This is a genomic window from Citrobacter sp. FP75, from assembly GCF_018342065.1.
In the GTDB taxonomy this organism is placed as follows: Bacteria; Pseudomonadota; Gammaproteobacteria; order Enterobacterales; family Enterobacteriaceae; genus Citrobacter.
In genome coordinates this window covers 244,771-258,557 of the sequence record NZ_JAFDOE010000005.1, presented here as the reverse complement: position 1 = coordinate 258,557, position 13,787 = coordinate 244,771, and the positions used below count along the sequence as shown (strand labels likewise).

Sequence of the window (13,787 nt, the reverse complement as noted above, 5' to 3'; positions counted from 1 at the left end):
GTTTATCGTGATGATGAATAGTTATCAAAGGCGAAGTGTAGCCTTTTTCACTGCCCAATCCCAGCCAGCAGATCTCACTCGCAACAAAAGTAAAAAAGTGTCCGGAACGTGGCACTTTCTGTAATGTCTGATTAGCATGAATCTATTAAGCGGCATGATGCTGCACAGACGTAACACGATAAGAGGAAGAGCTTGTGGACAAAGCCAAACACGTAACCTGGCGCCTGCTGGCAGCCAGCGTATGTCTGCTGACGGTCAGTCAAGTGGCGCGAGCTGATTCTCTGGATGAACAGCGCAATCGCTATGCGCAAATTAAGCAGGCCTGGGATAACCGGCAGATGGATGTCGTAGAGCAGATGATGCCGGGCCTGAAGAGTTACCCTCTTTATCCGTACCTTGAATATCGCCAGATTACTGACGATCTGATGAATCAGCCTACCGTTACCGTAACCAATTTTGTGCGCGCTAACCCAACGCTGCCGCCCGCGCGCACGTTGCAATCGCGCTTCGTGAACGAACTGGCGCGTCGGGAGGACTGGCGTGGGCTGTTAGCGTTCAGCCCGGATAAACCCGGTACCACCGAAGCGCAATGCAATTACTTCTATGCGAAATGGAGTACCGGCCAGGCTGAAGAAGCCTGGCAGGGCGCAAAAGATCTTTGGCTGACCGGGAAAAGTCAGCCTAATGCCTGCGACAAATTATTCGGCGTATGGCGGGCCTCAGGTACTCAGGATCCGCTGGCTTATCTGGAACGTATTCGCCTGGCGATGAAGGCAGGCAATACCGGACTGGTCACGGCGCTGGCCGGACAAATGCCAGCGGAATATCAGACCATTGCTTCAGCGATCATCGCGTTGGCAAACAACCCTAATTCGGTGATGACGTTTGCGCGTACCACCGGCGCCACGGATTTTACCCGTCAAATGGCGGCGGTCGCGTTTGCCAGCGTAGCGCGTCAGGATGCAGAAAATGCACGCTTGATGATCCCGTCATTAGCACAGGCGCAGCAGCTTAACGACGAGCAAACTCAGGAGCTGCGGGATATCGTCGCCTGGCGTTTGATGGGCAACGACGTCACTGACGAGCAGGCGAAATGGCGCGATGATGCGATTATGCGCTCAAATTCCACTACGCTTGTGGAGCGCCGTGTGCGTATGGCGCTGGGAACCGGCGATCGTCGCGGCCTGAATACCTGGCTGGCGCGTCTGCCGATGGAAGCAAAAGAAAAAGATGAATGGCGGTACTGGCAGGCGGATCTGCTGCTGGAGCGCGGGCGTGACGCTGAAGCAAAAGAGATCCTGCACCAGCTCATGCAGCAGCGCGGTTTCTATCCGATGGTGGCGGCGCAGCGGCTGGGTGAAGAGTACGAGCTGAAAGTGGATAAAGCCCCAACAAACGTTGACTCTGCGCTGACTCAGGGGCCGGAAATGGCGCGCGTGCGCGAGCTAATGTACTGGAACCTGGACAATACCGCGCGCAGCGAATGGGCGAATCTGGTCACCAGTCGCACCAAGTCTGAGCAGGCGCAACTGGCGCGTTATGCGTTTAATAACCACTGGTGGGATCTAAGCGTGCAGGCAACGATCGCGGGCAAACTCTGGGATCATCTGGAAGAGCGTTTCCCGCTGGCCTACAAAGATCTGTTTACCCGCTACACCAGCGGCAAGGATATTCCGCAGAGTTATGCGATGGCGATCGCGCGTCAGGAAAGCGCCTGGAACCCGAAGGTGAAATCGCCGGTCGGTGCCAGCGGGTTGATGCAGATTATGCCGGGCACGGCGACGCATACGGTGAAAATGTTCTCGATTCCAGGTTACAGCAGCCCGAGCCAGCTACTGGATCCTGATACCAACATCAACATCGGTACCAGCTACCTGCAGTATGTGTATCAGCAATTCGGCAACAACCGCATTTTTGCGTCGGCAGCCTATAACGCCGGACCGGGGCGCGTTCGCACCTGGCTTGGCAATAGCGCAGGACGCATTGATGCCGTGGCGTTTGTTGAAAGTATCCCGTTCTCTGAGACGCGTGGGTACGTGAAAAACGTGCTGGCTTACGATGCTTACTATCGCTACTTCCTCGGCGACAAGCCTGAATTGATGAGCGACGCAGAATGGCAACGCCGTTACTGATCGCGCTGAGTGTGTTATGCTATCGTACTCGTTAAAGAGTACAAAAGGGGGAGGCAATCGCGCTTCCCCCCGCAACGATGGCGATATCTTATGACTCAGCAATCACCCTATTCAGCAGAGATGGCAGAACAGCGTCACCAGGAGTGGTTACGTTTTGTCGATCTGCTTAAACACGCCTACGAGCAAGATTTGCACCTGCCGCTGCTCAATTTGATGTTAACGCCGGACGAGCGCGAAGCGTTGGGAACGCGGGTGCGCATTGTTGAGGAGCTGCTGCGCGGCGAGATGAGCCAGCGCGAGCTGAAAAATGAGCTCGGAGCGGGTATCGCCACCATTACGCGGGGTTCGAACAGCCTCAAATCCGCCCCGGTGGATCTGCGTCAGTGGCTGGAGCAGGTGCTGCTGAAAAATGTCTGACCTGCAACTTACTGATACACCGCGTTATGAAACGGGCTGAGCGCCAGGATCACCGCCTGGTGGTAAACGCTTGAACGCGTCAGTTTACCTGCAGTAAACACGCCAATCGCCCCTTCTTTACGGCCAATCTCGTCAATACCCGTGTACTGCGACATCACCGGGCCGAGCGCTTCTCCCAGGCGGACTCTGTTGAGAATAACAGCCGGCAGTGGCAGCGTGGCGGAACGTGCTTCGCCGCGCTGAGTGCCGTTATCAATCACCACCCAACTGAAGGTGGCGTCATCGTCAATTCCCGCTTCAATAGCCACCCAGAAATCGGCTTCTGGATGCAGGCGGCGTGCGTTATCTACGCGATTTCGTGCGCCAGTGCGCGTTTCCTGACTTCCAAAAGGTTGTTCAGGCACACCGCTCTCGACGGCGACGGGTTCAATATGGCAGGATCCTTCCCCGAAAATCTCTTCAAATGCCCGAAGAATTGCCTGAATTTTGGCAGGATTGGTGGTCGCAGAGATAACCTTGTGCATAATTAAGCTCAGTTTGAAAATTCATCGCATCGCAGTATAACGGAAAAAAAGCATGTTACAGGTATACCTTGTTCGCCACGGTGAAACGCAGTGGAACGCCGAGCGACGTATTCAAGGCCAGTCAGACAGCCCGCTGACCGCTAAAGGTGAGCAGCAAGCTATGCAGGTTGGCGAACGCGCCCGCTCGCTTGGCATTACTCACGTCATCAGTAGCGATTTAGGTCGTACACGACGCACAGCAGAAATCATTGCCCAGGCTTGTGGCTGTGATATCACCTTCGACGCCCGCCTGCGCGAGCTGAATATGGGGGTGCTGGAGCAACGTCATATCGATACGCTGACACCGGAGGAAGAAGGCTGGCGCCGCCAACTGGTGAACGGTACGGTTGATGGTCGTATTCCGCAAGGAGAATCGATGCAGGAATTGAGCGATCGCGTCAACGCGGCGCTGGCATCCTGTCTGGAGCTACCGCCGGGGAGTCGTCCGCTGCTGGTGAGCCACGGTATCGCGCTGGGCTGCCTGGTGAGTACGATTCTGGGACTGCCCGCCTGGGCTGAGCGCCGCTTGCGTTTACGCAATTGCTCGATTTCCCGCGTCGATTATCAGGAAAGTCTATGGCTGGCGCCGGGTTGGGTGGTTGAAACGGCAGGGGACATCTCGCATCTGGACGCCCCTGCGTTGGATGAGCTACAGCGTTAACGGCGGATAGGAATCAGGAATTCGCAGCGTAGATTAATAGGGCGATCGCCTGCTTTGGCATCTTCTGCCGGGTAGTATCGCTCTATATCCTGACCTTTACGACGGGTCAGATTCAGCATCGGCATACAGGTGCCGTACACCGTCAGAATAAATTCTTGCACACCCGTTCCCAGACCTTCATACGTAAACATCACATATTCGCCGCCCTGCAACAGGATTGGCTGCGCCGACTGGACATAGCCACTGGCCTGTTCCGGCGTGAGCGCTGTGGTATAGAATACTTCCTGCTCGTCATCTTTCTCAAAGCTGGGGCGCGTTTCGTTCAGCCCGTACAGCACCGGTGGGATCGCAGGGGCCTGACTGAGGAAATCACGCCAGAACTGAATACGCATTTCATGACGGAAATCGGAAATCTGTTCCAGCGAGCAGGAGTAGCTTTGCGTGGTGCCGAGCAGGTGCGTATCTTCCAGCGTCACAAACTGGTGCGCTGGCATAGCGAATTCCCCGAGTCGCATCGGTGGGCGAATACCAAAAGCGCTCCATTCTGGCGAACGGCGGTACAGCGCTGGCGTCTGGGCAAATTGCTTTTTGAACGCACGGGTAAACGTCTGTTGAGAGTCAAAACGGTATTGCAGGGCAATATCCAGAATCGGACGCGCAGTCAGGCGTAGCGCCACAGCGGATTTCGATAAACGACGGGCGCGGATATAGGCGCCAATAGCGTGGCCCGTCACGTCCTTAAACATTCTCTGCAGATGCCACTTGGAATAGCCTGCTTTTGCCGCCACATTGTCAAGCGACAAAGGCTGATCCAGATGACCTTCCAGCCAGATTAATAGGTCGCGAATAATGCCAGCCTGATCCATAAAATATCCTCATCCTTTCAACAGCGAGTACCTGACGTCAGGTATGAGGATAATAGCATTTTTTGCTGTTTTAGCATTCAGTGTTTTTTTTGCGCATAAATGCTGTTTTTGGACATACGAAAGCGTGATTATTGTAATCCTGTGATCTGTATACGTTTTATCTTAGAATGTCGAATAATTACACAGAGCAACTTTAAAGAATGGTAACAATATGAAATATAAGAGCTTAGTCATTTCGTCAATTTTGCTGATGCTGGCACAGGTGGCTCACGCGGAACAGATTGGTTCTGTCGATACGGTGTTCAAAATGTTCGGGCCCGATCATAAAATCGTTGTCGAAGCATTTGACGATCCTGATGTCACCAATGTGACCTGCTACGTCAGCCGCGCGAAAACCGGCGGTATCAAGGGTGGACTGGGGTTGGCGGAAGACACTTCCGATGCCGCCATTTCCTGCCAGCAGGTGGGGCCGGTTGAGTTGAGCGATAGAATTAAGAACGGTAAAGCGCAGGGAGAAGTCGTCTTCAAGAAACGTACGTCGCTGGTGTTTAAATCATTACAGGTCGTGCGTTTTTATGATGAAAAACGCAACACGCTGGCGTATCTGGCCTATTCCGACAAGGTTGTCGACGGTTCGCCTAAAAATGCCATTAGCGCGGTGCCTATTATGCCGTGGCAGAAGTAACAAGGAAGCAAAATGCAACAGGCGTTGATCTGGTTGGTTGAGGATGAGCAGGGGATCGCGGATACGCTTATCTACATGCTGCAACAGGAAGGTTTCAGCGTGGAAGCGTTTGAGCGTGGGTTACCCGTGCTGGAAAATGCGCGCCAGCGATGCCCGGATGCGATAATCCTCGATGTCGGATTACCCGATATCAGCGGTTTTGAGCTGTGTCGACGTCTGCTGGAGAGACATCCGGCGCTACCTGTTCTCTTTCTGACCGCCCGCAGCGATGAAGTGGATCGCCTGTTGGGGCTGGAGATTGGCGCGGATGATTACGTCGCCAAACCTTTCTCGCCGCGTGAGGTGTGCGCCCGGGTGCGCACGTTGCTCCGGCGGGTGAGAAAATTTGCTACGCCGTCATCGGCAACGCGCTTTGGTGAGTTTGAGCTCAATGAGCCCGCTGCACAAATTGCGTGGTTTGGAAGTCCGTTAAACCTGACGCGCTATGAATTCCTGTTGCTAAAAACCTTGCTGATGTCGCCAGGTCGCATCTACTCTCGCCAGCAGTTGATGGATTTAGTCTGGGCCGATGCGCAGGATACTTATGACAGAACGGTGGACACGCACATCAAAACGCTGCGTGCCAAGCTGCGGGCCATCAACCCCGAGCTTTCCCCCATCAATACGCATCGCGGTATGGGATACAGCCTGAGGAACGTCTGATGCGCATTGGCATGCGTTTGCTGCTCGGCTATTTTCTGATTGTTGCCGTCGCTGCCTGGTTCGTTCTGTCGATCTTTGTGCAGGAAATTAAGCCTGGCGTACGCCGTGCCACTGAAGGCACGCTGATTGACACCGCCACGTTGCTAGCGGCGCTGGCGCGTGACGATGTTCTCTCCGGTTCTCCCGCCAACGGCAAGCTGGCGCAGGCGTTCTCGCAGCTGCACAGCCGACCATTCCGCGCCAATATCAGCGGCATTAACAAAGTGCGTAATGAATATCATGTCTATATGACGGATGCCCAGGGTAAGGTACTGTTTGATTCCGCCAACAAGGCGGTAGGGGAAGATTATTCCCGCTGGAACGACGTGTGGTTAACGCTGCGCGGTCAGTATGGCGCGCGCAGTACGCCGCAAAACCCGGCCGATCCGGAAAGTTCGGTGATGTACGTTGCCGCACCGATTATTGACGGTGGGCGCATTATTGGGGTGCTGAGCGTTGGCAAACCGAATGCGGCGATGACGCCAGTGATTAAACGCAGTGAACGGCGGATGCTGTGGGCCAGCGCCGTATTGCTGGGTATTGCCTTAGTGATTGGCTTTGGGATGGTGTGGTGGATCAATCGGTCTATTGCCCGGCTGGCGCGCTATGCCGACTCTGTGACGGAGAATCGGCCCGTCGCGTTGCCGGATTTAGGTAGCAGTGAACTGCGTAAACTGGCGCAGGCGTTGGAAAGTATGCGTCTGAAGCTGGAGGGCAAGAATTATATTGAGCAATATGTGTATGCGTTAACACATGAACTGAAAAGCCCGCTGGCGGCCATTCGCGGTGCGGCTGAGATTTTGCGCGAAGGCCCGCCACCGAACGTGGTTGCGCGCTTTACCGATAATATTCTGACGCAGAATGCGCGCATGCAGGCGCTGGTCGAAACTCTGCTACGGCAGGCGCGACTGGAGAATCGGCAGGACATTACGTTGACGCCCGTTTCGGTAGATGCGCTTTTTACCCAACTGAAAGAGGCGCGTAGCGTTCAGCTGGCAGCTAAACATATCACGTTGAACATTGTGCCCTCGTCGCTGGTTGTCGCTGCTGAGCCCGCGCTGCTGGAACAGGCCGTAGGTAATCTGCTGGATAACGCCATCGACTTCACACCTGAGCAGGGAACCATTGTCCTGAGTACGCAACAGCAAGCAGATAAGGTCTCGTTGCTGGTTACAGACAGCGGTAACGGCATCCCTGACTTTGCATTGCCGCGCATATTTGAGCGCTTCTATTCGCTTCCCCGCGAGAATGGGCATAAGAGCAGCGGGTTGGGGCTGGCGTTTGTCAGCGAAGTTGCGCGACTGCATGAAGGTACGGTGACATTATCTAACCGACCCGAAGGCGGGGCGCAGGCGTCGTTCACACTTCACCGTCACTTCACATAGCTTCAATTTCTCCGCACATAGCCGTTCTATCTTGCAGTCATTGCAAAGGAGAACGCTATGTTGAAATCCCCCCTGTTTTGGAAAATCGTCACCTTAAGTGGCGCAATGCTGCTGCTGTTAATTCCGCTGACAATGGTCAGGCAGATAATTGTTGAGCGCTCGGATTACCGCGATGAAGTCGAAGATGCCATTCGACAGAGCACTAGCGGGCCGCAGAAGTTAGTCGGGCCACTGATCGCTATTCCTGTAACCGAACTTTATACCTCGCTGGAAGATGGCAAAGAGGTTCCGCGTAAGCGCAGCTACATCCATTTCTGGCTACCAGAATCGTTGGTGGTTGAGGGCAATCAAAATGTTGAAGCGCGTAAAATTGGTATTTACGAGGGTCAGGTCTGGCACAACGATGTGTTGTTGAAAGCAGAGTTTAACGCTGAACGTCTGAGTGATTTAAACCATCCCAATGTCAGCGTAGGTAAACCATTTATTGTGGTTGGTGTAGGTGATGCGCGCGGGATTGGCGTGGTAAAGGCTCCGCAGGTCAATGGAATGCCGCTGGCCGTTGAGCCAGGGACGGGGCTGGATGGGCGTGCGCAGGGGATCCACATTCCGCTGCCGGATGCCAGTTGGGCGGAGCAAAACCTCAGTATCGCACTGACGCTCAATTTGAGCGGAACCGGGGATTTCTCCGTTGTTCCGGTTGGCCGTAACAGTGAAATGTCCTTAACCAGCAACTGGCCGCATCCCAACTTCCTCGGCGATTTTCTGCCGACTAAGCGTGAAATTAGCGAGTCAGGGTTTACGGCTCAATGGCAAAGCAGTTGGTTCGCCAATAACCTCGGCGAGCGTTTTGACGGGGAAAAGATTGGCTGGCAGGGCATGCCTGCGTTTAGCGTGGCAGTGGCAACACCGGCCGATCAGTATCAGCTCACTGACAGAGCGACAAAGTACGCCATTCTGCTAATTGTGCTGACCTTTATGTCTTTCTTCGTGCTTGAAAGCATGACCAGTCTGCGTCTGCACCCGATGCAGTATCTGCTGGTGGGGCTATCGCTGGTGATGTTTTATCTTCTGCTGCTGGCGCTGTCGGAACACATTGGTTTTACGGCGGCGTGGATCACGGCAAGCCTGGTGGGGGCGCTGATGAACGGCATGTATCTGCAGGCAATATTGCAGGGCTGGCGGAACAGTATTTTGTTCACCGCAGCGTTGCTGGCGCTGGATGGTGTGATGTGGGTGCTGCTCCGTTCACAGGACAGTTCTTTGCTGCTGGGAACCGGCGTGCTGTTGCTCGCGCTGTGCGGGGTGATGTTCCTGACGCGCCATCTTGACTGGCACGGGCTTGCTCAGCCAAAGCCAAAGTCTACAGAACTTCCAGAGCCTCAGCCTGCGAAGCGCGACGAGTGTCGCTTGTGGAAATAGGGTAGTGGAGAAATGAAAAACGGCGCGTTACGCGCCGTTTTTGTACCATTTAGGATTAAATTAATCCTGCAGGTCGCCGCAGAAACGGTAGCCTTCACCGTGAATGGTGGCGATGATTTCTGGCGTATCCGGCGTGGATTCGAAATGTTTACGAATGCGGCGGATAGTCACGTCAACGGTACGGTCATGCGGCTTCAGCTCGCGACCGGTCATTTTTTTCAGCAGTTCTGCACGAGACTGGATCTTGCCCGGATTCTCACAGAAGTGAAGCATGGCGCGGAATTCGCTGCGTGGCAGTTTATACTGCTCACCGTCAGGACCGATCAGAGAACGGCTGTTGATATCCAGTTCCCAACCATTGAACTTGTAGCTTTCGACGCTACGGCGTTCTTCGCTGACCGTGCCCAGGTTCATGGTACGGGACAGCAGGTTACGAGCACGAATAGTCAGTTCACGCGGGTTAAACGGTTTAGTGATGTAATCGTCAGCGCCGATTTCGAGGCCGAGAATTTTATCGACTTCGTTATCGCGGCCCGTCAGGAACATCAGCGCAACGTTAGCTTGTTCGCGAAGTTCACGCGCTAACAGGAGACCGTTTTTACCTGGCAGATTGATATCCATAATCACAAGGTTGATGTCATATTCAGAGAGGATCTGATGCATTTCCGCGCCATCTGTCGCCTCGAATACATCATAGCCTTCCGCTTCGAAAATGCTCTTCAACGTGTTGCGTGTTACTAACTCGTCTTCAACGATAAGAATGTGCGGGGTCTGCATGTTTGCTACCTAAATTGCCAACTAAATCGAAACAGGAAGTACAAAAGTCCCTGACCTGCCTGAAGCATGTCGTAAATTAACATGACCGGCGTAACATGACTAAAGTACGTAATTGCGTTCTTGATGCACTTTCCATCAACGTCAACAACATCATTAGCTTGGTCGTGGGTAGTTTCCCTCTGGACCCGACAGTGTCAAAAACGGCTGTCATCCTAACCATTTTAACAGCAACATAACAGGCTAAGACATGCCGGACACCCAATAAAACTACGCTTCGTTGACATATATCAAGTTCAATTGTAGCACGTTAACAGTTTGATGAAATCATCGCATCCAAATGTTAGCGTTCATCACAAAATTGCAATATTACAACTAGTTGCACGAGCAAATTAATAAATGTAATGAATCCAACCAATGTGTTCCATTTTAAATTAAATTATCATGGATAAACAGAGGGATATATAACTTCTGTTAACATAAAAATCAATAGTACAGGTACGAAACAGTTTAGCATTTTTTACTTAATGTAAAATGCTTTTTCAGTGATCTCTGTTAAGAATATGTAAATTCGCGACGCGTAATATGTTGATGTACATCACATTACTATCGGCAAACTGACAAAAAGAGTAGCAAAATGCGTTTAACAATTATTCTGGTGGCGCCTGCCAGAGCGGAAAATATTGGTGCGGCGGCCCGTGCGATGAAAACCATGGGATTCACCGAGTTGCGGATCGTTGACAGCGAGGCCCACCTGGAGCCTGCTACGCGCTGGGTTGCCCACGGGTCGGGTGACATCATTGATAATATTAACGTTTTTTCAACGTTAGCCGAGGCGCTGCACGACGTAGATTTTACGGTTGCCACCACCGCACGCAGTCGGGCTAAGTTTCATTATTACGCCACCCCGGTCGAACTGGTTCCCCTTTTGCAGGAAAAATCCACATGGATGGATCACGCCGCGCTGGTTTTTGGTCGCGAGGATTCGGGCCTGACAAATGAAGAATTAGCGCTGGCAGATGTGCTGACAGGTGTGCCGATGGTGGCTGACTATCCTTCACTCAATTTGGGGCAGGCGGTGATGGTGTATTGCTATCAATTAGCAGGTTTAATACAACAACCGGCTAAAAACATTGAGGTGACAGATGAACTTCAGCTACAGGCTTTGCGCGCGCGCGTTTTGCGTTTATTAGCCACGCTGAACGTTTCTGATGACATCAAACTCACGGACTGGCTGCAACAGCGAATGGGCCTGTTAGGACAACGAGACACGGCAATGTTGCACCGTTTTTTACATGATATTGAAAAAAATATCACAAAATAAAGCATTGCCAATCGCGCTCTCAGTGGTTTTTTATTCTAATTTCAAGAGGGTGTGGCGCGCTGTATTAGTTGAAAGTAAAACGGCAAGCAGTGACTCGTGAACAAGTTTCGGAATGTGACCAATTTAAAAATTTATTGACTTAGGTCACGAGATACTTTAACCCTAAAAGGATACAGGACAGACAGATAATAATTACAGAGCACACAACATCATGAAACGCATCAGCACCACCATTACAACAACCATCACCATTACCACAGGTAAAGGTGCGGGCTGACGCGTACAGGAAACACAGAAAAAAGCCCGCACCTAAACAGTGCGGGCTTTTTTTTCGACCAGAGGCAACGAGGTAAACCATGCGAGTGTTGAAGTTTGGCGGTACATCAGTGGCAAATGCAGAGCGCTTTCTGCGAGTTGCCGATATTCTGGAAAGCAATGCCAGGCAGGGGCAGGTTGCGACCGTCCTCTCTGCCCCGGCAAAAATTACTAACCATCTGGTGGCGATGATTGAGAAGACCATCGGTGGTCAGGATGCTTTAGCCAATATCAGCGACGCCGAACGCATTTTCTCTGAGCTATTGGTTGGACTTGCCGCGGCACAGCCCGGTTTCCCGCAGGCTCCGCTCAAAGCCTTTGTTGAACAAGAATTTGCCCAAATTAAGCATGTCCTGCACGGTATCAGCCTGCTGGGACAGTGCCCGGACAGCATCAATGCTGCGCTTATCTGCCGTGGCGAAAAAATGTCGATTGCTATCATGGCCGGACTGCTGGAAGCACGTGGCCACAAGGTGACGGTTATCGATCCTGTCGAGAAACTGTTAGCGGTAGGCCATTACCTCGAATCGACCGTTGATATTACCGAGTCTACGCGCCGTATTTCCGCCAGCCGTATTCCTGCAGACCATATGGTGTTGATGGCGGGCTTTACCGCCGGGAATGAAAAAGGTGAGCTGGTTGTGCTGGGACGTAACGGCTCTGATTACTCCGCTGCCGTACTGGCCGCCTGCCTGCGTGCCGACTGTTGTGAGATCTGGACGGACGTTGACGGCGTATATACCTGCGACCCGCGTCAGGTACCCGATGCCAGACTGCTGAAGTCAATGTCTTACCAGGAAGCGATGGAGCTGTCTTATTTCGGCGCCAAAGTGCTTCACCCGCGCACCATTACCCCGATTGCCCAGTTCCAGATCCCTTGCCTGATTAAAAATACCGGTAACCCGCAAGCGCCGGGTACGCTGATTGGCGCCAGCCGTGATGAAGATGATTTGCCGGTGAAAGGTATTTCGAATCTCAATAATATGGCGATGTTCAGCGTTTCGGGCCCAGGGATGAAAGGGATGGTGGGCATGGCGGCACGCGTGTTCGCTGCGATGTCTCGCGCAGGGATCTCGGTGGTGCTGATCACCCAGTCTTCTTCTGAATACAGCATCAGCTTCTGCGTCCCGCAGGGCGACTGTGCGCGTGCTCAGCGTGCGATGCAGGATGAATTTTACCTCGAGCTGAAAGAAGGCTTGCTGGAGCCGCTGGCAGTTACTGAGCGCCTGGCGATTATCTCGGTGGTCGGCGACGGTATGCGCACGCTGCGCGGTATCTCGGCGAAATTCTTTGCGGCGCTGGCGCGTGCCAATATCAATATCGTGGCTATCGCCCAGGGCTCGTCTGAGCGCTCTATTTCGGTGGTTGTGAACAACGATGATGCCACCACTGGTGTGCGCGTGACGCATCAGATGCTGTTCAATACCGATCAAGTCATCGAAGTCTTTGTGATAGGCGTTGGTGGTGTAGGCTCCGCGCTGCTTGAGCAGTTAAAACGCCAGCAAAGCTGGCTGAAGAGCAAGCATATTGATTTACGCGTTTGCGGGGTTGCGAACTCGAAAGCCTTACTGACTCATGTCCACGGCCTAAACCTGGAAAACTGGCAGGCGGAACTGGCGGAAGCCAAAGAGCCTTTCAACCTTGGTCGCTTAATTCGCCTGGTAAAAGAATACCATCTGCTCAATCCGGTGATTGTCGACTGTACGTCAAGCCAGGCCGTGGCGGATCAGTATGCCGACTTCCTGCGCGAAGGTTTCCACGTGGTAACGCCAAACAAAAAGGCCAACACCTCGTCGATGGATTACTACCATCAGCTGCGTTTTGCCGCCGCGAAGTCCCGGCGTAAATTCCTGTACGACACTAACGTTGGCGCGGGCTTACCGGTTATCGAAAACCTGCAAAACCTGCTCAGCGCAGGCGATGAACTGCAACGTTTCTCCGGTATTCTGTCCGGTTCGCTGTCGTTTATTTTTGGTAAGCTGGATGAAGGAATGAGCTTCTCACAAGCCACCGCTCTGGCACGCGAAATGGGCTATACCGAACCTGACCCGCGCGATGACCTTTCCGGGACGGACGTGGCGCGTAAGCTGCTGATCCTCGCCCGTGAAACCGGCCGCGAGCTGGAGCTTACTGATATCGTTATTGAACCGGTGCTACCGCAAGACTTTGATGATTCTGGCGACGTTTCCGCGTTTATGGCGAAGCTGCCTCAACTCGACGATGCGTTTGCCGCGCGCGTGGCGAAAGCCCGTGATGAGGGGAAAGTCATGCGCTATGTTGGCAATATCGAAGAAGACGGCGTATGCCGGGTGAAAATCGCCGAAGTGGATGGCAACGATCCGCTGTTTAAAGTGAAAAACGGTGAAAACGCGCTGGCGTTTTACAGCCACTATTATCAGCCGCTACCGTTGGTTCTGCGCGGCTACGGCGCGGGTAACGATGTCACGGCGGCGGGCGTCTTTGCCGACCTGCTACGTACCCTTTCATGGAAGTTAGGAGTTTAAC

The 13,787-nt window shown here is 53.1% G+C and carries 14 protein-coding genes and 1 other annotated feature; of the genes, 11 read left to right on the top strand and 3 right to left on the bottom strand.

The window, feature by feature from the left end:
- The first annotated feature begins 194 nt into the window (after positions 1–194).
- Positions 195–2,132 (top strand): murein transglycosylase, encoded by a 1,938-nt coding sequence (gene sltY / locus JQ822_RS17995; RefSeq protein WP_213134606.1) that lies wholly within the window; start codon positions 195–197, stop codon positions 2,130–2,132.
- Between the two features lie 90 nt (positions 2,133–2,222).
- Positions 2,223–2,549, top strand: a complete 327-nt coding sequence (gene trpR / locus JQ822_RS17990; RefSeq protein WP_213134605.1) for a trp operon repressor — start codon at positions 2,223–2,225, stop codon at positions 2,547–2,549.
- An 8-nt stretch (positions 2,550–2,557) separates the two neighbouring features.
- Here trpR and yjjX read toward each other — a convergent pair whose 3' ends face one another.
- On the bottom strand, positions 2,558–3,073 hold the full coding sequence (gene yjjX / locus JQ822_RS17985) for an inosine/xanthosine triphosphatase (protein ID WP_213134604.1): 516 nt from the start codon (positions 3,071–3,073) through the stop codon (positions 2,558–2,560).
- A 52-nt stretch (positions 3,074–3,125) separates the two neighbouring features.
- Between yjjX and gpmB the strand changes: the two genes are divergently transcribed.
- Entirely contained in the window at positions 3,126–3,773 is a 648-nt protein-coding gene (gene gpmB / locus JQ822_RS17980; protein WP_213134603.1) for a 2,3-diphosphoglycerate-dependent phosphoglycerate mutase GpmB, read from the top strand.
- On the opposite strand, the gene robA is transcribed toward gpmB, so the two are convergent.
- On the bottom strand, positions 3,770–4,639 hold the full coding sequence (gene robA, locus JQ822_RS17975; RefSeq protein WP_213134602.1) for an MDR efflux pump AcrAB transcriptional activator RobA: 870 nt from the start codon (positions 4,637–4,639) through the stop codon (positions 3,770–3,772). The genes gpmB and robA overlap by 4 nt on opposite strands.
- Positions 4,640–4,850: 211 nt before the next feature.
- On the opposite strand from robA, the gene creA reads away from it, so the two are divergent.
- From creA to creD, 4 genes are read left to right on the top strand one after another with little or no spacing between them, the layout of a single operon-like run.
- On the top strand, positions 4,851–5,324 hold the full coding sequence (gene creA, locus JQ822_RS17970; RefSeq protein ID WP_213134601.1) for a protein CreA: 474 nt from the start codon (positions 4,851–4,853) through the stop codon (positions 5,322–5,324).
- A 12-nt stretch (positions 5,325–5,336) separates the two neighbouring features.
- Positions 5,337–6,026 (top strand): two-component system response regulator CreB, encoded by a 690-nt coding sequence (gene creB, locus JQ822_RS17965; RefSeq protein WP_213134600.1) that lies wholly within the window; start codon positions 5,337–5,339, stop codon positions 6,024–6,026.
- Positions 6,026–7,450 carry a two-component system sensor histidine kinase CreC gene (gene creC / locus JQ822_RS17960; protein ID WP_213134599.1) on the top strand — a complete coding sequence of 475 codons (1,425 nt, stop codon included), beginning with the start codon at positions 6,026–6,028 and terminating at the stop codon, positions 7,448–7,450. The genes creB and creC overlap by 1 nt, the downstream gene beginning before the upstream one ends.
- A gap of 57 nt (positions 7,451–7,507) precedes the next feature.
- Positions 7,508–8,869: a cell envelope integrity protein CreD gene (gene creD, locus JQ822_RS17955; protein ID WP_213134598.1), complete on the top strand. Its 1,362-nt coding sequence runs from the start codon at positions 7,508–7,510 to the stop codon at positions 8,867–8,869.
- Positions 8,870–8,929: 60 nt separating this feature from the next.
- Here the strand turns inward: creD and arcA are convergent, their stop codons facing one another.
- The gene (gene arcA, locus JQ822_RS17950) at positions 8,930–9,646 is read right to left on the bottom strand and encodes a two-component system response regulator ArcA (protein ID WP_001194359.1); all 717 of its coding nucleotides are present in this window, start codon (positions 9,644–9,646) and stop codon (positions 8,930–8,932) included.
- Positions 9,647–9,741: 95 nt separating this feature from the next.
- On the opposite strand from arcA, the gene yjjY reads away from it, so the two are divergent.
- From yjjY to thrA, 4 genes are all read left to right on the top strand, one after another.
- Positions 9,742–9,882 carry a YjjY family protein gene (gene yjjY / locus JQ822_RS17945; RefSeq protein ID WP_042998021.1) on the top strand — a complete coding sequence of 47 codons (141 nt, stop codon included), beginning with the start codon at positions 9,742–9,744 and terminating at the stop codon, positions 9,880–9,882.
- A 398-nt stretch (positions 9,883–10,280) separates the two neighbouring features.
- Positions 10,281–10,967: a tRNA/rRNA methyltransferase gene (locus tag JQ822_RS17940; RefSeq protein WP_213134597.1), complete on the top strand. Its 687-nt coding sequence runs from the start codon at positions 10,281–10,283 to the stop codon at positions 10,965–10,967.
- A 206-nt stretch (positions 10,968–11,173) separates the two neighbouring features.
- Positions 11,174–11,300 (top strand) — a sequence feature (Thr leader region).
- Positions 11,179–11,244 (top strand): thr operon leader peptide, encoded by a 66-nt coding sequence (gene thrL / locus JQ822_RS17935; protein ID WP_213134676.1) that lies wholly within the window; start codon positions 11,179–11,181, stop codon positions 11,242–11,244. Its footprint overlaps the feature before it by 66 nt.
- A 23-nt stretch (positions 11,301–11,323) precedes the next feature.
- Positions 11,324–13,786 (top strand): bifunctional aspartate kinase/homoserine dehydrogenase I, encoded by a 2,463-nt coding sequence (gene thrA, locus JQ822_RS17930; RefSeq protein WP_213134596.1) that lies wholly within the window; start codon positions 11,324–11,326, stop codon positions 13,784–13,786.
- Position 13,787 lies beyond the last annotated feature (1 nt).